Source organism: Dawidia cretensis (assembly GCF_018598175.1).
Lineage (GTDB): Bacteria > Bacteroidota > Bacteroidia > Cytophagales > Cyclobacteriaceae > Ohtaekwangia > Ohtaekwangia cretensis.
Map to the genome: position 1 here is coordinate 39,760 of NZ_JAHESE010000012.1, position 22,529 is coordinate 62,288.

17 protein-coding genes are annotated in these 22,529 nt (G+C 51.1%); 5 read left to right on the forward strand and 12 right to left on the reverse strand.

The window, feature by feature from the left end:
- Positions 1-3: 3 nt before the first annotated feature.
- Positions 4-1,005: a type IX secretion system protein PorQ gene (porQ, locus tag KK062_RS13655; protein WP_254084864.1), complete on the reverse strand. Its 1,002-nt coding sequence runs from the start codon at positions 1,003-1,005 to the stop codon at positions 4-6.
- 70 nt (positions 1,006-1,075) lie between these two features.
- Positions 1,076-3,535 (reverse strand): endopeptidase La, encoded by a 2,460-nt coding sequence (gene lon, locus KK062_RS13660; RefSeq protein WP_254084865.1) that lies wholly within the window; start codon positions 3,533-3,535, stop codon positions 1,076-1,078.
- Between the two features lie 162 nt (positions 3,536-3,697).
- Here lon and KK062_RS30940 point away from each other — a divergent pair, with 162 nt between their 5' ends.
- The gene (locus KK062_RS30940) at positions 3,698-5,668 is read left to right on the forward strand and encodes an OmpA family protein (RefSeq protein WP_254084866.1); all 1,971 of its coding nucleotides are present in this window, start codon (positions 3,698-3,700) and stop codon (positions 5,666-5,668) included.
- 58 nt (positions 5,669-5,726) lie between these two features.
- Here the strand turns inward: KK062_RS30940 and rseP are convergent, their stop codons facing one another.
- The 3 genes from rseP to KK062_RS13680 all read right to left on the reverse strand — a co-directional run bounded on the left by rseP (position 5,727) and on the right by KK062_RS13680 (position 9,870).
- Entirely contained in the window at positions 5,727-7,061 is a 1,335-nt protein-coding gene (gene rseP / locus KK062_RS13670; RefSeq protein ID WP_317195775.1) for an RIP metalloprotease RseP, read from the reverse strand.
- Between the two features lie 74 nt (positions 7,062-7,135).
- Entirely contained in the window at positions 7,136-8,293 is a 1,158-nt protein-coding gene (locus KK062_RS13675; RefSeq protein WP_254084868.1) for a 1-deoxy-D-xylulose-5-phosphate reductoisomerase, read from the reverse strand.
- A gap of 71 nt (positions 8,294-8,364) precedes the next feature.
- Positions 8,365-9,870 (reverse strand): GH3 auxin-responsive promoter family protein, encoded by a 1,506-nt coding sequence (locus tag KK062_RS13680; protein ID WP_254084869.1) that lies wholly within the window; start codon positions 9,868-9,870, stop codon positions 8,365-8,367.
- A gap of 94 nt (positions 9,871-9,964) precedes the next feature.
- Here KK062_RS13680 and KK062_RS13685 point away from each other — a divergent pair, with 94 nt between their 5' ends.
- The 3 genes from KK062_RS13685 (at position 9,965) to KK062_RS13695 (ending at position 12,475) form a co-directional block, all read left to right on the forward strand.
- Positions 9,965-11,410 carry a S1C family serine protease gene (locus KK062_RS13685; protein WP_254084870.1) on the forward strand — a complete coding sequence of 482 codons (1,446 nt, stop codon included), beginning with the start codon at positions 9,965-9,967 and terminating at the stop codon, positions 11,408-11,410.
- 194 nt (positions 11,411-11,604) lie between these two features.
- Positions 11,605-12,096, forward strand: a complete 492-nt coding sequence (locus KK062_RS13690; RefSeq protein WP_254084871.1) for a Panacea domain-containing protein — start codon at positions 11,605-11,607, stop codon at positions 12,094-12,096.
- Positions 12,083-12,475, forward strand: coding sequence for a hypothetical protein (locus KK062_RS13695; protein ID WP_254084872.1), 393 nt, complete (start codon positions 12,083-12,085; stop codon positions 12,473-12,475). Before KK062_RS13690 ends, KK062_RS13695 begins: the two co-directional genes overlap by 14 nt.
- Before the next feature lie 13 nt (positions 12,476-12,488).
- On the opposite strand, the gene KK062_RS13700 is transcribed toward KK062_RS13695, so the two are convergent.
- From KK062_RS13700 to KK062_RS13710, 3 genes are read right to left on the reverse strand one after another with little or no spacing between them, the layout of a single operon-like run.
- Positions 12,489-14,360 (reverse strand): hypothetical protein, encoded by a 1,872-nt coding sequence (locus tag KK062_RS13700; protein WP_254084873.1) that lies wholly within the window; start codon positions 14,358-14,360, stop codon positions 12,489-12,491.
- Between the two features lie 26 nt (positions 14,361-14,386).
- A complete protein-coding gene (locus KK062_RS13705; RefSeq protein ID WP_254084874.1) occupies positions 14,387-15,511 on the reverse strand; it encodes a S8 family peptidase in 1,125 nt (374 codons plus the stop codon).
- Between the two features lie 2 nt (positions 15,512-15,513).
- Entirely contained in the window at positions 15,514-16,488 is a 975-nt protein-coding gene (locus KK062_RS13710; RefSeq protein WP_254084875.1) for a hypothetical protein, read from the reverse strand.
- Positions 16,489-16,771: 283 nt separating this feature from the next.
- Between KK062_RS13710 and KK062_RS13715 the strand changes: the two genes are divergently transcribed.
- Positions 16,772-17,572 carry an alpha/beta fold hydrolase gene (locus KK062_RS13715; protein ID WP_254084876.1) on the forward strand — a complete coding sequence of 267 codons (801 nt, stop codon included), beginning with the start codon at positions 16,772-16,774 and terminating at the stop codon, positions 17,570-17,572.
- A 286-nt stretch (positions 17,573-17,858) separates the two neighbouring features.
- Here the strand turns inward: KK062_RS13715 and KK062_RS13720 are convergent, their stop codons facing one another.
- The 4 genes from KK062_RS13720 to KK062_RS13735 all read right to left on the reverse strand — a co-directional run bounded on the left by KK062_RS13720 (position 17,859) and on the right by KK062_RS13735 (position 22,481).
- Positions 17,859-18,671, reverse strand: a complete 813-nt coding sequence (locus tag KK062_RS13720; RefSeq protein ID WP_254084877.1) for an SDR family oxidoreductase — start codon at positions 18,669-18,671, stop codon at positions 17,859-17,861.
- Positions 18,672-18,676: 5 nt separating this feature from the next.
- A complete protein-coding gene (locus KK062_RS13725; protein ID WP_254084878.1) occupies positions 18,677-19,588 on the reverse strand; it encodes a YitT family protein in 912 nt (303 codons plus the stop codon).
- Positions 19,589-19,674: 86 nt separating this feature from the next.
- Positions 19,675-19,953 (reverse strand): hypothetical protein, encoded by a 279-nt coding sequence (locus KK062_RS13730; protein WP_254084879.1) that lies wholly within the window; start codon positions 19,951-19,953, stop codon positions 19,675-19,677.
- Between the two features lie 122 nt (positions 19,954-20,075).
- Complete coding sequence (locus KK062_RS13735) at positions 20,076-22,481, reverse strand: ABC transporter permease (RefSeq protein WP_254084880.1); 2,406 nt, start codon at positions 22,479-22,481, stop codon at positions 20,076-20,078.
- Positions 22,482-22,529: the final 48 nt, after the last annotated feature.

Genomic DNA, 22,529 nt, shown 5'->3' on the forward strand with positions numbered 1-22,529 from the left:
AGTTTATCGTCTCTTCAACATTCGTTCCACGTTCGATGACAGCGTGAGTGTATAGCCGCCGTTTCCAGCCACATAACCACTTCGGCTGAAAACAAATTCAAAAGCTTTTATCCGGGCAGAAAAGCCCAGCGAGATACCGGCTCCACCCCCACCCTCTTCGAGCTTCAGCTCCTGGTGTTGCAGGTAGTTGTAGCCCAGCAGCAGGTTTACGTTGCGGTGAAAAAGGATCTCGGCGCCAAAGTTAATGCGTCGCAGCACCTTGTCCAATGTGCCGGGCTCGTCGTCGCCACTGACCGGATCGTAATAGGTCACGTCTTTGCGGGTCAGCGCATAGGCCGTAAGCGAAAAACGCAAGGGCATGTGCTCGGGTTTAAAGGTGGCGCCCACCTGTACATCAAACGGCAAAGAGGTCTCGCCCGTATCGGTGTATTCTGATAAAGTAGCGCCCAGATTGCGAATTGTCAGGCCCACACGCAGGTCTTGCTGCGGATGGACAAACACGCCGCCCAGGTCCATCATCAGGGCGCTGGCGCGGTAGCCAGCCAGGTTGGAGAATACCAGCTTTAGATTTGCACCCATGCGAAAGTGCCCCACCTGGTGACTTTTGCTCACCACCCACGCCGTTTCACTCGACTTATAGTCGCCCAGGGGGTTGCCCGCGGGGTCGTAACTTTGTATGGTGCCATAGCTCAGGTGTTGTACGCCAAAAGAAAGGGTGCCAATGCCGCGGAATGTATGGGCATAGGCAAAGGTCGCCTGCCCCACGTCGGCCACATAGAACTGGTAGGAGGCCGAGGCCGTGCCCGCCAGGGTGTCGGACACCAGTGCGGGGCTGGCAAAAAAGAAGTTTACGTCCTGGTCCGCCAGGGACACGTTTACGCCCCCGAGGGCGGCCTGGCGTGCACTGGCCGGTAGCTGCAGAAACTCAAACGAGCGTTTGCCGCCGATCTGCGCATAGGATGACACGGTACAGAAAAGGAAAAAAAGAAGGTGTAATCGTCTCACCACGCCAGAAGCTTTGCCTGCTAATATCGCAAAAATGTTGTCATATCACGGCAGCGCCCGGCTATTCTGCTCAGGCGGTCGCTTTCTGGTCGGTTAAGACGAACTTCATGGGCACCGTAATACGGTCTTTGAGCAGCGCGATCTTGAGTACCTCTTCGACGTTGTCGACATAGTGGAACGTCAGTCCCTTGAGGTAGTTCTTTTCGATCTCCTCGATGTCGCGCCGGTTTTTCGCGCTCAGCAAGATCTCTTTTATACCGCTGCGCTTGGCCGCCAGGATCTTCTCCTTGATGCCCCCTACCGGCAATACTTTGCCTCGCAGGGTGATCTCGCCGGTCATGGCCAGCTTGGCTTTTACTTTGCGTTGTGTATAGATCGACGCCAGCGAGGTGAACATAGTGATCCCCGCCGACGGTCCGTCTTTGGGCACGGCCCCGGCCGGCACGTGTATGTGCAGATCGTATTGCTGAAACAACCGGTAGTCTATCTGCAGCGCCTCGGCATTGGATTTTAAATAAGATAACGCGGCGACGGCCGATTCTTTCATGACATCGCCTAACTGGCCGGAGATCGTTAAGGCACCTTTGCCACGGCTGAGGCTGGATTCTACAAAGAGAATTTCTCCACCCACCTGTGTCCAGGCTAAGCCTGTTACCACTCCTGCGATGTCGTTACCCTGGTATAGCTCTTCGTCAAATACCTCTGCGCCCAGGACTTTGCGTACCGTCTCGTCGCTGATCACTTTGTCATACTCCTCTTCCATCGCTACCGACTTGGCTATGTGCCGCACGAGGGTACCGATCTTGCGCTCCAGGCTGCGTACACCCGACTCGCGGGTATAGCTATTGATGGTTTTGTTGATGGCATCTTTCGAGAACTTCACGTCGCTCGCCCGTAAACCATGCTCTTTCAGCTGTTTGGGGATGAGGTGTTTGACGGCGATCTCGACTTTTTCCTCCTGCGTGTAGCCGGTGATCTCGATGATCTCCATCCGGTCGCGCAACGCGGGGTGAATGGTATCGAGCGAATTGGCGGTGGCGACGAAGAGTACCTTCGAAAGGTCATAATCTACTTCCAGGTAGTTGTCGCCAAAGGTGCTGTTCTGCTCGGGATCGAGCACTTCCAGCAACGCCGACGACGGGTCGCCGCGGAAGTCTGCTTTTACTTTGTCGATCTCGTCGAGTACAAAGACGGGGTTGGATGACTGCGACTTTTTGATGTGCTGCAGAATCTTACCGGGCATCGCGCCCACGTAGGTCTTACGGTGCCCACGAATCTCGGCCTCGTCGTGCACGCCGCCCAGCGACATGCGTACATACTTGCGCTGCAACGCTTTGGCTATAGAACGCCCCAGCGAAGTTTTTCCTACGCCGGGCGGGCCGTACAGACACAAGATCGGTCCCTTCATATCCTGCTTGAGCTTGAGCACAGCCAGGTATTCCAGGATACGGTTCTTTACTTTTTCCAGACCAAAGTGGTCATGGTCCAGCACCTTGCGGGCGCGCTTCAGGTCGAAGTCGTCTTCGGTATATTCCGCCCAGGGCAGGTCGAGCATAAACTCGACATAGTTCATGGCCACCGGGTACTCGGCTGCCATGGGGTTTATGCGTAGCAGCTTGTCCAGCTCTTTATTGAGGTGCTCGGCAGCTTGTTTTGTCCATTGTTTGGTTTCGGCGCGGCGACGGAACTTCTCTACTTCTTTGTCGGGGCCGTCGTAGCCCAGCTCGTCTTGCAGCACTTTTATCTGCTGACGCAGGAAATAGTCGCGCTGCTGCTGATCGATGTCGGTGTGTACTTTCTTCTGAATCTCGTGTTTGATCTCCAGCATCTGTATATCCTTCAGCATATACTGCAACAGCAGTGTGCCGCGATCGGTAATATTCTGCGTTTCGAGTATCTTTTGTTTGTCGCCTACCTCGGCGTTGAGGTTAGAGGACAGGAAGTGCACCAGGAACGACATGCTCGAAATGTTGTCGAGTGCCACCTGTGCCTCCTGGGGTATCTCCGGATTTAGCTTCAGAATTTTGGTGGCTGCATCCTTCAATGACTGTACCAGGGCCCTGGACTCTTTGTTGTTGGCATTGAGTATAGGCTCTGATTGCAGCGCGATGCGGGCGGTGAGGTACGGCTCCTCCTGCACAAATTCTTTGACGGTAAACCGGTTCTTGCCCTGGATGATGATGGTTGTATTGCCGTCGGGTAACACCAGCATCTTAATGATGCGGGCGACTGTGCCGGTGCGGTAAAGATCGTCGATAATAGGCTCTTCCGCCTGCGAGTTCTTTTGCGCTATGACGCCAATGATACGGTTTCCCTGGTAGGCCTTTTTTACCAGCTTAATGGATTTCTGCCGGCCTACTGTGATGGGAATCACCACCCCGGGAAATAACACTGTGTTTTTGATGGGGAGGATCGAAAGTTCTTCCGGAAGGTCTTCCGGCTTAATATCGGAATCTTGCTCGGGATTGATCAGTTGAATGAGATCATCTGATTCTTCCTGAACGAGCTGTATGGGATTTGCTTTAAACATTGCCTTGGTCGAAAAATGTCAAACTGGCACGGCGTGCGTGCGCTTCGTTATCTGGTTGGTATGTGCGCCTAAAGGACAATAGTAGTGCCAAGAGAGTTGTAAAAGAAGCAAAATAGTGTCAACTTTATCCGGTTGGCGTGTTTTTTACCAAACGCAGGTTAAGTGAAAACCTACTTTTTAACCTTAATTACGGCCTTTTGGCTGTTGGTTCACGCTCCGCTCCTGGCTCAAAAGCCTAAAACGAAATACAAAAAGGGTGGAGTCGTTCAGCTTAATGATAGCCTGACAAGCTACCGCCAATCTGACATTTTCGTTTTTCCCAATGTGAATGGGGTTCGCTTCTATAAAGATGCAGCAAAACTCGCCAAAATAAAAGCGCTTGCCGCCTCCGGCGACTACGAGCAACAATATGCCGAGCTGAAAGCGTATGTGCGCAATTTCGGTATTGAAAACTTTGGCATCGAGACACAGCTCATTTGGGATTTAGCGAAGCTTTCGGAAAAGCTCGGTCCACCAGGCGAAGCTGTATTGCTCTACAAACTCGTACTCAAACATCACAAACAGAACATCGACGAGAAACTGGTACGTCAGGAGTTCGATACGCTCACGCGTAACCAAACAGACCTGTATGTGCCGCTGAAGCAATACTATGACCTGGTGGCCTTTCGCAAAGAGATTGACACCTTGCGCCCGCCGCAGGGTGTGCTGCTCAACATGGGGTACGGTGTAAACTCAGAGAAAGAAGACTATGGCCCGACGATCGGCAACGTCGACAACGTCATGCTCTTTACGTCCAAGCGAAACTCCAAGATCACACCGCTGCAAAAGACCTACAACGAAGACTTGTTTTATACGATCAAGAGTGACACCCTGTGGGGCTTTTCGGAAGAGTTGAAAAAGATCAATACGCCGTACAACGAAGGGTCGGCCAGCTTGAGCCGCGACGGCCGGCATTTATACTTTGCGCGCTGCAACTCGCCCGATTCGTACGGCAATTGCGACATCTTTGTATCGGACCTACAGCCTGACAGCACCTGGGGCGAGGCACGAAACCTGGGACAGAACATCAACAGCGCATCGTGGGACTCGCAGCCTTCTCTCTCCCACTCCGGGGACACCTTGTACTTTTCGTCCGACCGCATTGGCGGCTTTGGCTTTTCCGATATTTACGTTTCGGTGCGCGACATCGACGGCCGCTGGCAGAGGGCGCAGAACCTGGGCCCGATTGTCAATACCCGCGCGTTTGAGGTAAGTCCATTCTTTCATCATACGCGCAATGTACTTTACTTCAGCTCCAACGGGCAGCCGCTGAACTTTGGTGACTTCGACATCTACAAGGCGCATCGCGATGGGTCCGCCTGGGGCGAGCCCAAGAACATCGGCCCGCTGGTGAACGGCGTAGGAAGCGAATATTATTTTACAATCGACTCGGAGTCCAAAAATCTATACTATGCCAAGTCGGCTGAGGACAACCTGAACAATCTCGATCTATACTCCTTCCCGGTGCCGATGGAAGCGCAGCCCGACGCGGTGGCGCGTCTGAAAGGTAAGCTGATCAACTCCGAAACGAAGAAACCTTTCCGTGGCATTGTGTCGGTCATTGACTTAGACAAAGGTGTGGAAGTAGCGCCCAAGTTTCTCCGCGAGGACGGTTCGTTCGATTTCAACCTGATCAACAAACGAAATTATTTGCTCATCATTCAGGGTGACGACTTCTTCCGCATCGAGCAAATCTTCTTCATGGATGGTGATCAGGAAATCAACCTCGAGACCGAACCCATCGAAAGTAAGATTGCTTTCCAATCACTCGAGTTTGAGAATGGCATGGCCGACATACTCGAATCCATGCACCCCGACCTGAATAAGCTGGCCAACTTTATGATCGATCACCCGATGCTCAACCTGAGCATTGCCGGGCATACCGACAAGCAGGGCAATGAAATTGCAAACCTGAAACTGTCGCAAGCACGCGCCGACGCCATCAAGGCTTACCTGATCTACAAGTTCAGCATTGATGCCAGTCGCATTGAAGCCCATGGCTACGGAAGCTCGAAGCCCATTGTTGACGAAAAGACTGAAGCAGACCGAAGCTTAAACCGTCGTGTAGAATTCCAGATCCACAAACCGGAATAAAACAACAATGCCCCCCGACTAACGTCGGCGGGCATTGAAAATAACTTATCTATTGTTCTTACGAGAACAGATTCACGATGTCGTTCGCGAAGATAAATACCATCAGCGCCAGCAGGAATACCATCCCAACTTTCTGCGCATTTTCCAGGAACTTATCAGAAGGCTTGCGACGCGAAACGATCTCGTACGTAAGGAACATCACATGGCCACCGTCGAGCGCCGGGATCGGCAGCAGGTTCATGAAAGCCAATACGAGTGACAACACGCCGGTCAGTGACCAGAAACGCTGCCAGTCCCACTCGCCGCCATAGGCACGCATGATGCCGATCGGGCCGGACAGGGACTTCTTGGGAGACAGTTTGCCGCTAATCACCGCGCCAAAGGCAGTCACTTGTGTCCTCAGCGTTTCTACTGCGCGGGTAGCACCCAGCGGTATGGACTCTCCAAGACCATATTTCTTGGCGACGCGGCCATCTGCCAGGTAGTCTTTCGGTTCCATGGCGCGGAAGCCAATACCTTCCTTACCTTTGAATGCCTCTTTAAATGCGAGCGTCGCGCCGGCGCGAGACACCTTAAAGGAGATGGAATCAGCTTTTGCCTTTTTGCTATTCTGTACGAGCTTATATACCTGGTCAAAGTATGCTACGGGCGTGCCATTCACTTCTGTAAATACGTCACCGGCTTTCAGCCCGGTCTTTTCGGCAATAGATTCTTTCGTCACTTCGCCTACTACCGGCGGCACGCGGTACCGCAGGAAGTTCATGGCATTTTCTTTCTTGTTGAACTTCTCGATGAAGTTTCCGGGAATGGAAATATCGACCAGTTTGCCGTCGCGCTCTACGGTATAGTAGCCGTCATTGCTGAGCAATGTCTGCGGCTTGGTAATCTCCTCGGTATACAAGAAATCTTTACCGTTGATCTTCACGATCTTGTCGCCGGTGCGCAGGCCGATTTCTTCGCCTACTTCGCCTACATCAAAGCCGCCGTTTTTGTTTACGACGTCTTTCAGCATATAGATGTCACCAAAGACGAACGTCAGGGAGATAAAGATCAATACGCCCACGACGAGGTTTACGATGATACCGCCGAGCATAACGATGAGACGTTGCCAGGCCGGCTTGGAGCGAAACTCCCACGGCTGCGGGTCCTGCTTCATCTTTTCGGTATCGAGCGACTCGTCGATCATACCCGAGATCTTTACATATCCCCCCAGCGGTATGGCGCTGATGGCGTATTCTGTTTCACCCTTTGTAAAGGACCATATCTTCGGCGGGAAGCCGATCGAAAATTGTTCTACGCGCATTCCAAAATACTTGGCTGCCAACAAGTGGCCCATTTCGTGTACGGCCACCAAAAACGATAAGCTCAGCAGTAACTGAGCTAACATGATCATCCAATCCATTCGTTATCTTTTAATCCGTTAGTCTTTTTCTTTTTCAAATTATTACAGTGTGCGTGTGGGTCTTTTTATCGTAACAATTCCTGCGCACGCAGGCGTGTTTCTTTATCGGTTGTAACGTAATCTTCGTAAGAGGGATTACCTATATAATCCATTTTTGCCAAACATTGTTCAACAATGTCCGACATTTCCAGAAAACCTACCTGTTCACGCAAAAACCCGGCCACGGCCACTTCGTTCGCTGCATTCAGCACGCACGGCATATTGCCACCGCGGTGCAGGGCATCAAACGCCAGTGCAAGATTACGAAAAGTTTCGGTATCGGGTTTTTCAAACGTCAGCGATGGGTATTGCGCAAAATCGAAGCGCGGAAAGTCGCTTTTCAGGCGATGCGGGTACGTCATTGCAAATTGGATCGGCAGCCGCATATCGGGCAGGCCCAGCTGCGCTTTGAGGGAACCGTCTTCAAACTGTACGAACGAGTGAATGATGGATTGCGGGTGTACGACTACCTCGACTTGCGAAGGGTTGAGTCCAAACAGCCATTTGGCTTCGATCACTTCCAGTCCTTTGTTCATGAGTGATGCGGAGTCGATCGTGACCTTCGCCCCCATAGACCAGTTGGGGTGTTTCAGCGCCTGTGCTTTGGTCACCGCGCCGAGTTGCGGCCGTAGATGACCCCGGAAAGGACCGCCAGAAGCCGTCAGAACGATCTTTTCGATCTTGTTGTGGAACTCGCCCACCATGCACTGGAAAATGGCCGAATGCTCAGAATCTACAGGATAAATGCTTACCCCTTTCTCCCGTGCCAGGCGCGTTACCAGGTCACCCGCGACGACCAGCGTTTCTTTGTTCGCCAGGGCGATGGTTTTGCCGGCCTCAATGGCCCGTAGCGTGGGGCGCAGGCCGGAATATCCTACCAGGGCGGTTATAACCAGGTCGATGGTTTCCATCTGCACAATGTCGGCCAGGGCTTTTTCGCCCGCGTAAACTTTAACGTCCTCATTCGCGAGGGCCTGACGTACGAGCTCGTAATGGTCTTCGTTGGTGATAACGACTGCATTTGGTTGAAACCGCCGGGCTTGTTCAATCAGAAGCGCGGCATTGTTTTGCGCCGTGAGCACTTCCACCTGAAAAGCATCGGGATTTGCCGCAATTACATCCAAGGCCTGTGTACCGATGGAACCGGTGGAGCCAAGAATGGCAATATTTTTTTTGTTACTCAACTGCACTAAAATTGATGATCCAGACGACCAGGCATATGCCGGTACGTTCGGCAAAAGTACGCAAAGTTTGCTTATGACCGAGCGACAAACTTTTCACCCAGCACGTCAGCAATGGTACGGTCGTTTGACAAGCGGGGCACCTTGTTCTGACCACCCAATTTTCCCAACGACTTCATGTATTCTATGAAAGCACTGCGCTGCAATGGGGTGACAATAAGTGTACGTAAGATATTTCCAGTGATCAGGTCATCGTAATACACATTCAGGTTCCGTAATTGGTCGTCGAGCGCTTGCGCGAACGCCTCCAGGTCTTTCGGCAGCTGTGCAAACTCCACCAGCCACTCGTGGTGCGGCAAGCCGGTAGCGGGTGTTACTTGCGGGGCTACCGTAAATTCTACCAGAGCGGCTTCCGGGAATTTTTCCAGCGCATATTTCATGGCGCGCTCCACCTCTTCGCCGATAACGTGCTCGCCAAAGGCCGAGATAAAATGTTTGATGCGGCCGGTGACGACAATGCGGTATGGATCTTTTGATACGAACTTGACGGTGTCGCCAATGGAGTAGCCCCACAAACCGGCATTGCTATTGATGATCAATGCATAGTTCTTGCCAAGCTCTACTTCGCCAATGCTCAGGCGTGTGGGCGTTTCGGAAAAGTATTCTTCTACGGGTATAAATTCAAAGAAGATTCCAGTATCCAACAGCAGCAACAGGCCGTGTGTTGCCTGTGAATCCTGGTAGGCTATAAATCCTTCCGATGCGGGATAGGTTTCGATCGAGTCTACTTGTTTACCGATGGCCTCGAACAATTTGGCACGGTAGGGCTCAAAATTTACGCCACCATACACAAACACCGAGAAGTTGGGGAATACATCTTTTACCTTCTTGCCGGTGCGCGCCTGGATGCGGTCGAAATACATTTGCGCCCACGGCGGAATGCCCGAGATCAGGCGCATGTCGGCTGCCAACGTTTCGTCGACGATCTTGTCGAGCTTCTCTTCCCAATCTTCGATACAGTTCGTTTCATAGCTGGGCTTCTGGTTGCCCCGCAGGTATGCAGGCACCTGGTGGTTGGAGATCCCCGAAAGCCGACCGGTCTTGATGCCGGCTTTTTCTTCCAGCACAGGGCTGCCGGAAAGGAAGATCAGCCCGCCGTCGAGAAAGGAGGCGTTGCCCGTTTCGTGCACGTAGCTCAGAACCGCGTTGCGGGCACTATTGAAATGATTGGGGAGCGATGCCTGGGTGATGGGAATATATTTAATGCCCGACGTCGTGCCGGAGGTCTTGGCAAAGTAGGCCGGTTTGCCTTTCCAGAGCACGTCGGGCTCGCCATGTACTACCCGTTCGACGTAAGGCCGCAGGGCCTCATAGTCGCGTATGGGAACTTGTTTCTTGAAGTCCTCGTATGTATGAATAGTATCAAAGCCGTGGTCCTTGCCAAAGGCTGTCTGTGTTGCCTCGTCGATCAGATACCGGAATACTTTTTGCTGAGAAGCAACCGGTGCAAGCGACCATTTTTCAGTCTGACGGGCAATATAGGCGGCAAGCGGCCGGGCGAAAAACGAACGAATTCCCATAATGTGCAAAACTAAGTATTTTTGCTCCACACGCTGAAACTTTTTACACACACGCTTCGTCCCTACCACACGACAAAACCGATATTATTTTTCTATGAAAAACGTCCTGAAAATTGTCATCGTAGCTTTCCTGGCCGGATTTGGCGGCTCTTATGCTTTTTATGCGCTGATGGTGAAGCCCGGCTTACAGACCGAAGAGGCCAAAACGGCGTTTACTTCTGCGACAGGCTACGACACACCCCTTACCTATCACTCCTCCTCTTCGGCAGCTCCAACGGTAGCCGTACCCAACGTAGATTTTAGCGTTGCCGCGGCCAGGGCCACGCAAAGTGTTGTATACATCAACAGCATTTCGCAAGGCGCCTCCTACTCGTATTGGGATTGGTTCTTTAACCAGGGCAATAGCAACCGCACGCAGGTCAGCAGCGGCTCGGGTGTAATCTTTACCGCCGACGGTTATATCATTACCAACAACCACGTGGTAGAGACTGCCGAGCGTATTGAAGTGAACTATAACAAACGCACCTATCCGGCCGAGCTCATTGGTACCGACCCTTCTACAGACCTGGCCGTGATCAAGATCCAACCAGAAGGCAACGACCTGCCGGCTGCTACGTTGGGTAGCTCCAAGAACCTACAGGTGGGGGAATGGGTTATTGCTGTGGGGAATCCGTTTACGCTCTCCTCTACGGTAACGGCGGGTATCGTTAGTGCGAAAGGCCGGCGTATTGGGATCCTGGAAGACAAGTTCCCGATCGAATCTTTTATTCAGACCGATGCGGCCATCAACCCGGGCAACTCGGGTGGTGCGCTGGTCAACAAAGCCGGCGAGCTGGTCGGTATCAACTCGGCCATACTCTCCCGCACAGGTTCTTATACCGGTTATGCGTTCGCGATTCCCATCGATATTGCCAAGAAGGTGTTCAATGACCTGGTAAAATACGGCGCACCGCAGAAGGCGTTCCTGGGTACCAGCGTGGTAGAGTATAATTATGAAAATGCCAAGAAGTACGACCTGGCTACCAACGTAAAAACATTCAACGGTGTACTCGTGGAGCAGCTCGACCGCGAAGGACCCGCGATTAAGGCCGGCTTGAAGCTGGGCGATATCATTACGCGTATCGATACCATCAACATCAATACGCAGAGCGAGTTTGAAGAAGAGCTGAGCTATCACAATCCCGGCGATAAGATCACTGTTACATACCTGCGGAGCAACAAGGTCAATACGGCTACGCTCACGCTCATCAACCAGAATGGCAGTACGGAGATTATCAAACGCAAGATTCTGAACGATGGCTCGCTGGGTGCGCAGCTTGAGTCGACACGCTACGGGGTGAAGGTGTTTAAGATGAAAGACACCAGCGTACTGAAGCGTATTGGTATACCGGAGAATTTCACCATTGTAGCGTTGAACCGCCAGCGTGTGAAAGATCCGGAAGAGGTGAGTGAGTTCTTTTCGAAGTACCGCGGCCGTGCCTATGTCTATGGCATTAACAGCTCGAAGCAGCAGATGGAAATACCGATTGATATTCGATAACCTTTAATCAGCGTCAGGTCCACAAGCCTGGCGCTGTTATTTTTAACTCATTCTGCGTCCTATTGTTGAGCTTTTACCAAAAACTAATAATATTAGCATTACAAGACTAAAAGCATTATATTAGCGCTTAATAAAGGATTCAATAGATTCCTTTTTTTGTTAGCTTTATGTATTCTAAAAGAAAAGCTTTGCATATGGAAAAGGCATTAGCGGTTGCTAATTTCTTCATAGAGAAGGGGGTAAAAGATAAAAAGCCAGTCTCTCCTATGAAACTTCAGAAGCTTATTTACTTTTCTCATGGTTGGTGTCTTGCTTTGTACGATACCCCGTTGATCGATGAGGCCATTCAAGCTTGGCCATATGGTCCAGTAATCCCTTCGGTATACCATGAATTTAAGCACTACGGAAATAAGGAAATCAAATCGCCTTATACAAATATCCTGGAGGACGCACCAAAGGTGACGAATCCGGATACTATCGCGTTGTTGGACAGCATGTGGAATTTATATTCTGATTTAACGGCTACTCAACTTTCAAATCTTACACACGAGGTAGATACCCCTTGGGATCAATTGTACCGTGACTATCATGCTAAGGGGCTTTCAATTCCGAAAGGCATGAGCCTTGATGAAGAGAAGATAAAAACGTATTTCAAAACTGAATACGGTAAACTTGAGCAAGCCTGAACTAAAGCCCTTCGAAAAGCTCAAGGGAATCCTAGGCAAAACTTCATCGGCTCCCGATGTTGTAACTGCATTTGAAATACAGAAGTACACTCTTCAAAGCCTTGATATCCGTGATCGCAGCCAAAATATTGCGCTTAGGAAAACCTTTGCCTGGTGTCTGTTCGCCGTACTAATTTTTTGGCTATCCGTAGTTATCTATATTGTAATCTCATCGGGTTCAAGTTGTTTAATTATCTTTTCACCTGCTATTGCCTTTCACTTATCCGATTCGGTAATCATTGCATTATTAACAACTACTACGGCAAATGTTATTGGATTCTTTTACGTAGTGACAAATTACTTGTTTCCCAAAACCGAAAAGGCGGATGAAAAGAAGTGAAATTGACATTCGCCTATTTATTACGCGGCTTCGTATAAAAATTCAGTAGCGGTATATCTACACCTACGAAAAGGTACTGCCGCTGGTTTACTTTGCTGGAAATTATTGCCGAACCGTCTGAAATTTCCCGCAGCGCCGGACCAACTTGCCACATGTATCCGATGGACACTGGCCATCGGGGCAAGCCAATGATTACACCGCCGCCCGGCGCAAAGATGTTTTGCAGTTTTAGCTCGGGCAGGTCGGCTGAAGTGTTATCATCTAAGCGATACGAAGCGACCGCACCGATATCCAGCACCGATACGAACGCCGTGACCGAGGCTGTGTAAACACGATGGCTAATGGCAATGCCCACGGGCGCCGCAATACCGCGCATCGTTTTCCATCTATCCGTCACCTTTTCGGCCAGGTATTCACGACCGGTGAAACCACCCAGGTACGCGTTCAGTGCAATGTTCCAGTCGGCGCTCTTTTTGATCGACGCGCTGCCGGCAGGGAGTGCCACGGCTTCAATTGCTTCTTCCACCTGGTCGGCGCTTTCTGCTTGTACGATCGAGGCCATAAAGGCACCGTAGCGCAAGATCTTGTCCTTGTGCTCGTAGCTACTGCTCAACGTATGATCGACAATGATGAAGACATTGCTGATGGCAGACGCATAGTTCTCCGCGCGAATATTGTAATAGACGGAAATCGCTGATCTCAGAGTCGTTGTGATGTTTTGAAGTTGGGCCGGAGGTATGGTGATCTTAAACTGCTCCAGGTTAACCAGCAATTGTACGGCATCGACGGAGGCGTTGAGGTATTGTACATAGTTATCCGAAGTGAATTTCTCGTTTGCTGCTTTTTTGGTCCGGATGTCTTTTACAACCTGGTTGACCTCTGTACCGGCACTGACAATTGTTTCCAGGTAGGTATAATATCGCTGTGTATCTTCGGCTTTAATCAACGACGCGAATGATACATTGTTTCCATTGACGTTAAACTTGATATCTTCGAGAACACATTTTTGCAGGATCATGCCAAAGAACAATTTCAGCCGATCGGTGTTCTTTAGCTCTTTCAGCTCAGTTCTTGTAACCCACACACGATCGGCGTCTTTGCTTCGCAGACTGCCGGAAAAGATATCCGCCAGCAGCACGGCATTGGATATGTTCGATACGTCCTGGAATTTGTCCGTCTGTTCGTCTTCTGCTATTGCATGAAGGATGTCCGCTATGTTTGCACCTGCCTGGAGACTGTCCATGACAATGGTGGAGGCTACATACAGGATACTGAGCTCGTTCTTTTCAAAGAAATTCTCGATGGCGGCGAGCCGCTCCGTGCATTTTTTATTCCCGTCGAGGCACATGGCCGGCTTGAGCGTACGCAGGTTGCGCAGGCCCGTGGGCAATGACATCAGGTCGGCCTGAAACCCCTCGCGTAGGGTTTGTAAAAACGAAGCATAGTTGTACGCCTCGATATTTTCAATGAACGAGGCCGTGTTCGGAAACAACACCTTCAGTTCCGGGTACTTCTTCAAGTCATCTTTAAAACCCTGGAAGAAAGCAACACTTAACTCTTCCTTCGATCGCTTGATCAGAAATTTCGCGAGGCCATCGGCCAGGTTCGTAACATTCAGGCCACCGACGGCCGCCAGGGGCTGCCGTAGGGCACTCACCCCTGAACCGGGAGCATCCTCAAACTGATCTTTCAACAAGGGGTTGCCATCCAGTAGCGGGACCGTGATATTGGTATTGGGGGCATAGAGCTCCCGCAGTACATCTTTGGTGGACTCGTCCAGGGGTATCTTGTGTGTTACCGGGCTGCGTTGCGCTTCCAGGTACATCGCCTTGTAATACAGGCTTGTCTGTTGCGCATAGCCGGTATGAGCCAGAAGCACTAGCATAACTCCCCATACGTATATACAACTTTTCATATCGTAATCTGTTTAAATAACTCGATGCCGTTAATTAGTTTCTTTGTGGGCTGGTTGCCGATCACGGTGGCCGACGCCTGTAATTTATGATACAGGTCGACGGCATTCCAACTGCCTTTGGTCCGTTTTAGATAGGCAACCGCCAACCCGGCAATGCCGGCAATGATGGGGGTTGCATAACTCGTACCCGACTGCACATCCGGTGTCGGGGATTTTCCGATTGATTCTACGTCAATACCCGGCGCATGCAGCACGGTCTTGTTACTCAGGATTGTAATCGGGCTCAAGCTTCCCGACTGATCCACCGCGCCGACGGAGATACACTGATTAAAAGAAGCGGGGTATCGCTCGCCCGGCATTTGGGTTGAGCCCGCATTACCGGCGGCCGCGAAGATCAATACATTTTTATCTTTTATGATGTCAAGATATTTTGCTTCCCACCGGCTTTTATCGGCATCGCTAAGCTCAGCCGCATAGCTGATGGAGATCACGTCGGCACCAGCCCCGATCGCCCATTGTATACCTTGCAGAATAAAATCAAAGTTGCGTATCTCCCGGTTGATGCTGACTTTGGCGGATAGCAGTTTGCTTTCCGGGGCTACCCCCAGTGAAAAGCGGCCATTTGCCCGCGCCCCTGCCAGCGACAGGCAGCGGCTGCCATGGCCTATATTGCTTTGGTCTTCTTCCACCAGCGGAATGCCAGGGTATGCTTCGGGCGTAATGATGATCTTCGAACCACCGATGGCATTTACAATCTCCGGGACAGTGGGATTGTAGCCCGTGTCCAGTACCGCAATCGTGGCGCCTTGCCCACGTTCGCCGTAGGTATCCCAGATCTCGTTGATCTTGAGCATGTCAAACCAGGGGAACCGTGCCGGAGCCGGGAGCGCTGGTTGCGACTCCTGTAAGATCGTATCGATCGTTCCGACGGGACGTGCGCCGCCGCTCCAATAGTAGTTTCGGTTCCGATCAACATACCACAGGGAGTTGCCCTGGATGTTTTGCCCGGTGGTTGCGCCATCTACCTCTGCCTGGTTGCCGGCCAGCAATACCCCTACACGCGCCGAGCTTAAGTCCGGCGCCTGGCGGATGTTCAGGTTTCGTTTTGCTTCGATCTTCATGGCTATCCCACAGGTGTGGTAGAACTGTGTTCCGTCGACTTCAGGCCGGCGTATGCGCCGCTGCTAATGCCCATCAGCATCAACAGGTTGTTGTCGAACTCCGGCATTTCAAAGATCACGATCACGTCGTAGCAGTATATCAAGCCGACGATGAGGGTGAACACCACCATCTGCAGGCGGTGCACACTGATACCCTTCTCGTCGGAAAGAATGTCGATAAAGAACCCGTCGGTTTTGTCATCGGTCAAAGCATATAACGACTGACTGTTGTCAATGATCTTGGCAATGACCGAGGTGCCGCCGCTGATGCCCAACAGAATGAGCGTCGAGCTGGTCAGCACCGGCATTTCACCGGTGGAAATCCACAGGAAGATATAGGCCGAGGAGATCAGCATGAGCCAGAAGGTGAACTGCGTTCGTGCCAGGCTGTAGGGTGGCCGGATGGTCGAAGTACCGGTGGTATCGCGTAACAGGTTCGAGCTGACCGAAAGCCAAATCAGCAACGCGAGCAGCAAGGCTATCAGCAAAATGCCAAGCCAATACTGGATTGACTGAATGATCACAATGTCTATAGTGGCCGTGGAAGGCACCGCGTGCTGACCTTTGATGCCAACGCTGATCTTTTTATCTTGTAAGATCCACTTACGAGGTTTCTTGTAGAAGAACGCCCAGGCCTTCGCCTCGGGGTTATCGGAATTGTCGCTCTTTTCAAATTTGAACGTTACCGTGGCGCTGTCGGCAAACTCGCCCACCAGGTCTTCAAACGGCACGTCATCTATATACAATATGATCTTGTCCTGTCCTGCTTTTTTCTTGAGTGAGTCGAGCTGCTCTACTGTCAGCTTCACGTAGTCGCGCCGGAACAGACGTTGATCGCCTTCGCGCGACATGTTGCGAAATTCAGTGACGCGTTGCCCATAGGTGGTGCAAAAAAACAGGGACAGCACAACCAGGGATAGTAATTTTTTATACTGCATACAGGAGGATATGGTAAAAATAACAGCGCCCATCTTGCACCCGCCTTGATTTCAAGCGGCAGCAAAGACGGGCTAGTATCGAAAATAAGCAACCTTCGACATTATACAACGTCCTGCAGGTTATTTTTTTAAGACGCTTGTATATTGTCGTCATCATGACCCGATTTACCCGGTAGAATGGCACAAGAGCGTCGCCTGACATGGCGTATTTTGCCCTAAGTTTGTTGCATCAACCATTGCTTGTATGTACCCTAAAACCTTTCTTGTACTTTTACTTATCATCATGACTTCTAACGCTTTGCAAGCCCAACAAAACACCGTCGGCCGGTATGCCATTGTCAACGGACTGAAGCTGTATTACGAGCTCCATGGCACGGGCAAGCCCCTGGTGTTGCTACACGGTGGTGGCTCTACCATCGAGTCGAACTTCGCGCGTGTCCTGCCGGCCCTGGCCAGGACACACCAGGTCATTGCCATCGAGCTGCAGGCCCATGGCCACACCGCCGACATCGACCGATCTTTCAGTTTCGAACAAGATGCTGACGACGTCTCGGCGCTTCTGCAACACCTGCACATCGAGAAGGCCGACATCCTGGGATTCAGCAACGGCGGCACTACTGCTTTGCAAGTTGCCATACGGCATCCGAAGCAGGTCAATAAACTGGTGCTGGCATCCACGCTCTATAAACGCGATGGTATGCCCACCGACTTCTTTGAGTTTATGCAGCAGACTACGCTCGAGCAAATGCCTGCCCCGCTGAAAGAGGCTTACCGAAAAGTTAACGCCGACCCACAGGGGCTGCAAAAAATGTTTACCCGCGACGCTACCAGGATGATCCATTTCCAGGATATCAGCGACGACCTCATCAAGGCTATTCAGGCTCCGGCGTTGGTCATCAACGGCGACACCGACGTAATACGTGTAGAACACGCTTTGCTATTGTCACGTACGCTGCCGCACGCCGAGCTGGCCATCCTGCCGGGCGGCCACAGCGATTATATCGGCGAGATCTGCGCCGCGGAAAAGAATAGCAAATTGCCTGATTTCGTTGTTATGATGATTGACACGTTCCTGGCCAAGTAACACACATCTATACTTTTAGAACGGCTTTACGCTCCCACAGCAGTGAGGCCGGAAAATTACCGATGGAAAACTACCCTATTATATCCCCGAGTTGCAGAATAACCCATACCAGCGTGTATAAAGGCCCTCTATTGCGGTATAGTGCGGGGTGTGTTTTACGATTCCGAATGATCCACTGACGGGCGTATACCAGGCCGGTCGTCACAACTACAGTAATTAATATTACAAGCCAGTTCATGTGGGACGGAGTTAGTGTTTTGTTAAAACGTAACAATCCAGTAGAAAGTTACGGACGGTTCAGCCAGGCAAGCCAATCGTCTACGTGATAGCGATACACCAGCCGGGATTGGGTTTGCGCGCCTTCGACAATCTTCCAATGCGTAAGCTCGTCAACAAATGTAGGTTCCTCCAATCCTGCCCGTATTGATGCGTTTCGGTAAAACGCCTGGCGGGAAGGATGGTCGGGTGCACAACCGTGCACAATACCGCCAAAAGCTTTTGTCTCCAGAATTGCCTGGCAGAGCCCCGTACAATCGTCCTGATGAATAAGGTTTACAGGTGCCTGGCCATTTGCCACATCTTTTTTACCCGCAAAAAACCTTCCCGGATCACGCCCTGGTCCTACAAGGCCACCGAATCGGACGATGGTTGTCGTAAAGGCTGTCTCGGCTTGCAGCGTGTGCTCCACCGACAGCAATGTTTTGCCGGAGTCACTTTCCGGCGTGGGAAGAGTGTCCTCCTGAACATGTCCATTTAAGTCACTGAAGACGGCCGTGGAGCTTATAAAAATTACATTCGGGACTTTGTATTGTTTCGCCAGCGCGGCAATCCGAGTTATGGTCGCTTGATACTCTCCGGCTGGTGTTACGCTTGCGCGAGGTGGAATGGTAATGACCAATACATCGCAGTAAAAGAATGACGGCGTCACCGACAGTTCCTCTGACCGGATGTGTATCAGAAACGGTTCAATACCCCGCTCCGCCAACGCCGGCAGTTTATTTTCGGATGTAGTAGAACCTTTTACCTGATGACCCCTTGCCACCAGTGCGCCGGCAAAGTGCATTCCAAACCAGCCACACCCCACTATACTTACTACCATGATGCTTAGTCGTGCAGAGGCCGTTTTTTGATCATGCCTCCTTTAATATCGTTTACACTGTTCTCTACTACGAAGGCTCCGGGATCGATCTTGGCAATTTCCGTTTTAAGCTTTTGCAGCTCCAGGCGCGTGATCACCGAATAGATCACATCCAGATCTTTCTCACGATGGCCGGTCTTGCCATAGCCACTCGTCCCCTTCAGGATCGTTACACCGCGCCCCATCTTTTCAGTAATGGCATCCTGGATCTCCCTGCTCTTTTCCGAAACGATCATCACGCTGGTATATTCCTCAATACCGTGCACAACAAAGTCTACCGTCTTGGACGCTACGAGGTATGTCAGGATTGCGTATAGCGCCACTTCAATGTTGATCAGGTAGGCTGCTACGGAAAATATAAGAATATTCAGAATGAGAATAATATCACCCACCGTCAGCGTTGTCTTACGACTGGTATAAATGGCCAACACCTCGGTGCCGTCGATGACAGAGCCGCCCCGTATAGAAAGGCCAATGCCGCAGCCCAGAAAGAAGCCACCGAAGAAGGCTATCAGCAGGCGGTCGTGAGTAACAGCCGGGAATTCAATCACCGCCAGGCAGATGGCGAGCGCAGTAATGGCCGCCAGTGTTTTAAAGGCAAATTTCTTCGAGATCTGGGTGTAGCCGATGATGATAAAGGGAATGTTGAGCAACACGACCAGATAGGACAGGTCGATTCTGGTCAACAAGCTTGCCAGCAAGGAGATTCCCATCACGCCGCCGTCGAGGAAGTTGTTGGGCAGCAGAAAGCCTTTTAATCCGAAGCCGGCCGACAACACTCCCAGCGAGATGAAGAGTGTATCTTTTACCGTACGGACGACGCCAATGCGACGGTTGCGATGGGCCTTTAACTCATTTAAGCGTTCCGCTGAAGACATGGTCAGATAGATATGGGCGAGAAAGATACAAAAAAAGCCGCCTCAACTTCTTGAGACGGCTTTACCAGGATTGTTTGGAAAAAGTCCTATACCGTTACATGTTCGGCTTTGGTATTCTTGTTCTTCTTCGTGCTTTTACGGCCGCCTTTTACCGCTTCGTCGATAAACTTCTCTACCTTTTTCTTCTTTTTCTCTTCTCGTTTCAGAATCTCGGCGTAAGCTTCCGCCAACTTCTTGGCACTCCGGCCGATCAACTTTTTCACTTTCTTGGTCGCCTCGGGCAGTTCCAGACGGCTCAAGGCCTCCTGCGTCGAATCTTCGATGAGGCTTCTCAGAGCCTTTTTCGATGTCTTATTCTTCTCCATAAATCATTCGTTGAACTTCAATTTACGGATTTATTACGGCAATGTTATCCAGTTTGCCAAAACTTAACATTGACACAGTCCCGTCCTTCCAAAAACCGTCGAATAAATGTCGTATCGGCACTTTATTCGTACCGCAACGAGTTGACGGGGTTGGTTCCGGCGGCTTTGATGGATTGGTAGCCAACCGTTACCCAGGCAATGGTGATGGCGGCAAGACCACTCCCCACGAAGATCAACGGACTAATCTCTACGCGATATTCAAAGCCTTGTAACCAGCTGGAGGCGATGTACCACCCGGCCAGGGCCGCCGGTACAAAGGCGACTAATACCAGCCGCGTGAACTCCTTTGACAACAGCACGATCAGGCTGGGCATAGAGGCACCCATGGCCTTGCGAATGCCGATCTCCTTGGTGCGCTGCTCGGCGGTAAAAGCCGCCAACGCAAACAGGCCGAGACAGGCAATGAAGATGGCCAATGCCGAGAACACGCCGAACACCTGCCCCATCCGTTGTTCCGAGCGGAACAGCCGGTCGAAGTTCTGATCCATAAAAGAATATTGGATCGGCTCGTTTTCGGTTTGTGTTTTCCAAAGCTTCTCAATCGTTGCGATGGCTTTGGTGGGATCGCCTTCATACCGCACCATCAGGCGGCCTGCGGTACGGGTAAAGCGAATGGCCAGGGGGCGCACCTTGTCGCGCAGTGACTCGAAGTTAAAATCTTTATACACGCCGATTACTTTGAGGCGCTCGAGTCCATCCTCGTTATCGTTGTACAAAATCTCCTCCTCCAGCGGTTTTTCGAATCCAAACTCTTTCACCGCCGCTTCATTCAGTACAATGCCCAGCGTATCAGCCGGTGAGTCGGGAGAAAAGAACCGGCCCTCTTTCATTTCAAACCGCATGGTGTGCTGGTTATCGACATCCGCATAGTAAACCCCCATGATGTGGTCTTGCTCGCTGCCGGATGCTTTAAAAACAGTTGTATTGTTCACACCGGGAAAGTTGTTGTTGGTAAAGCTGGCATCCACTATACCGGTTTGCTCCAACAGTGTATTTTTAAAAGATACCTGGTTCTTATCAAGCTTCCAGGCATTGTTGATAATTAGCAGGTTGTGTTTGTCCATGCCCAGGTTACGCTCCTGCATGAAGGTGATCTGCTGATATACCACGATGGTAAAAATGATCAGGAAGATGGACAGTGCAAACTGGAACACGACCAACGAGCTGCGTACTCCCTTGCTGCGCATGCCGCTACGCACTTTGCCTTTTAATACCTCCACCGGACTGAACGACGTTAGATAAAACGCCGGATAGCTGCCGGCGATAAAACCGACCAGGACAATCAGCGCAAGCGCGCTCGCGATGAAGGTTGGTGTGTACAGTAATTCCATTTGAAGTGTCTTTCCTGCCAACAGGTTGAACGACGGCAATAACAGGTAACATGCGGCCAGGGCCATTATCACCGCTACGGCACTATACAATAGCGACTCCGACAGGAATTGCCGCACCAGTTGCCCGCGCAGTGATCCCAGCGTCTTGCGCAGTCCTACTTCCTTTGCCCGGCCGGCGGAGCGAGCCGTGGACAGGTTCATAAAATTAATACAGGCGATGACGATAATGAATGCGCCAACACCACCAAAGAAATATACATACAGCAGATTTCCGACAGGCTCGATCTCATGTTGCATGGTAGACCGCAGGTGAATGTCTGGAACAGCAATGGTCGTATACCCAAATTGCCCGCCTTCGGCTTCCAACTGTTTCATGGACTTGCCCAGAAAACGTTCCATCTCGGGTCCTACGTGGCGCTCGGCCAGTCCCCGGAGCTTGGCATGCACGGCTTCGATTGAAGCGCCCTTGTTCAACACCAAATAGGTATATAAACTATTGTTCAACCACATGGTTTTTCGCAGGAAGTCTGCCGAGCTGGCGGAGAGTAGAACATTAAAGACCAGGTGTGAGTTGGTGGGTGCATTTTCACAGACGCCGGTCACCTTAAACGTTTCGTTTTCATTGCCGATCACAACCATCTTGCCCAGCGCAGGCTCTTCACCAAAGTATTTATGCGCAAGGTCCTCCGTCATGACGATCGAACGGGGCTCTTTTAACGCCGTCCTGGGATCTCCAAGCAACAGTTTGTAGTTAAAGAATTGAAAGAAATTAGAGTCGGCATAAAACATCTTTTCTTCAATGAAGGCAATGTCTCCATATTTGATCGACGACTGTCCGTAGGAGTCAATCCGAGTCGCTTCCTCTACCTCCGGTATCTCGGCCACCAGGGCTGCGGCCATGGGTGGGCACGTCGTCGACGTATGAATGTCCTGGCCGCTGATCTTGCCATACAGGTTTACACGATACATGTGGTCCGCCCGGGCATGAAAGCGGTCGTAGCTCAGCTCATCTGAGATATACAGGAAAATGAGCATACAAGCCGTAATGCCCGTTGTCATGCCAAAGATGTTGATCGCGGAAAAGAACTTGTGTTTGTTCATGTTCCGGATCGCCACCAGGAAGTAGTTTCTAAACATACGGTTATGAAATTAAGATCGTGTTTTCTTTATCTGACGCCATTCCCT

Bases quoted from the DNA above. Each gene is read 5' to 3' on its own strand.
- lon (WP_254084865.1), bottom strand. From the start codon at position 3,535: ATGTTTAAAGCAAATCCCATACAGCTCGTTCAGGAAGAATCAGATGAT.
- rseP (WP_317195775.1), bottom strand. From the start codon at position 7,061: ATGATCATGTTAGCTCAGTTACTGCTGAGCTTATCGTTTTTGGTGGCC.
- KK062_RS13680 (WP_254084869.1), bottom strand. From the start codon at position 9,870: ATGGGAATTCGTTCGTTTTTCGCCCGGCCGCTTGCCGCCTATATTGCC.
- KK062_RS13685 (WP_254084870.1), top strand. From the start codon at position 9,965: ATGAAAAACGTCCTGAAAATTGTCATCGTAGCTTTCCTGGCCGGATTT.
- KK062_RS13690 (WP_254084871.1), top strand. From the start codon at position 11,605: ATGGAAAAGGCATTAGCGGTTGCTAATTTCTTCATAGAGAAGGGGGTA.
- KK062_RS13700 (WP_254084873.1), bottom strand. From the start codon at position 14,360: ATGCTAGTGCTTCTGGCTCATACCGGCTATGCGCAACAGACAAGCCTG.
- KK062_RS13705 (WP_254084874.1), bottom strand. From the start codon at position 15,511: ATGAAGATCGAAGCAAAACGAAACCTGAACATCCGCCAGGCGCCGGAC.
- KK062_RS13710 (WP_254084875.1), bottom strand. From the start codon at position 16,488: ATGCAGTATAAAAAATTACTATCCCTGGTTGTGCTGTCCCTGTTTTTT.
- KK062_RS13715 (WP_254084876.1), top strand. From the start codon at position 16,772: ATGACTTCTAACGCTTTGCAAGCCCAACAAAACACCGTCGGCCGGTAT.
- KK062_RS13720 (WP_254084877.1), bottom strand. From the start codon at position 18,671: ATGGTAGTAAGTATAGTGGGGTGTGGCTGGTTTGGAATGCACTTTGCC.
- KK062_RS13725 (WP_254084878.1), bottom strand. From the start codon at position 19,588: ATGTCTTCAGCGGAACGCTTAAATGAGTTAAAGGCCCATCGCAACCGT.
- KK062_RS13730 (WP_254084879.1), bottom strand. From the start codon at position 19,953: ATGGAGAAGAATAAGACATCGAAAAAGGCTCTGAGAAGCCTCATCGAA.
- KK062_RS13735 (WP_254084880.1), bottom strand. From the start codon at position 22,481: ATGTTTAGAAACTACTTCCTGGTGGCGATCCGGAACATGAACAAACAC.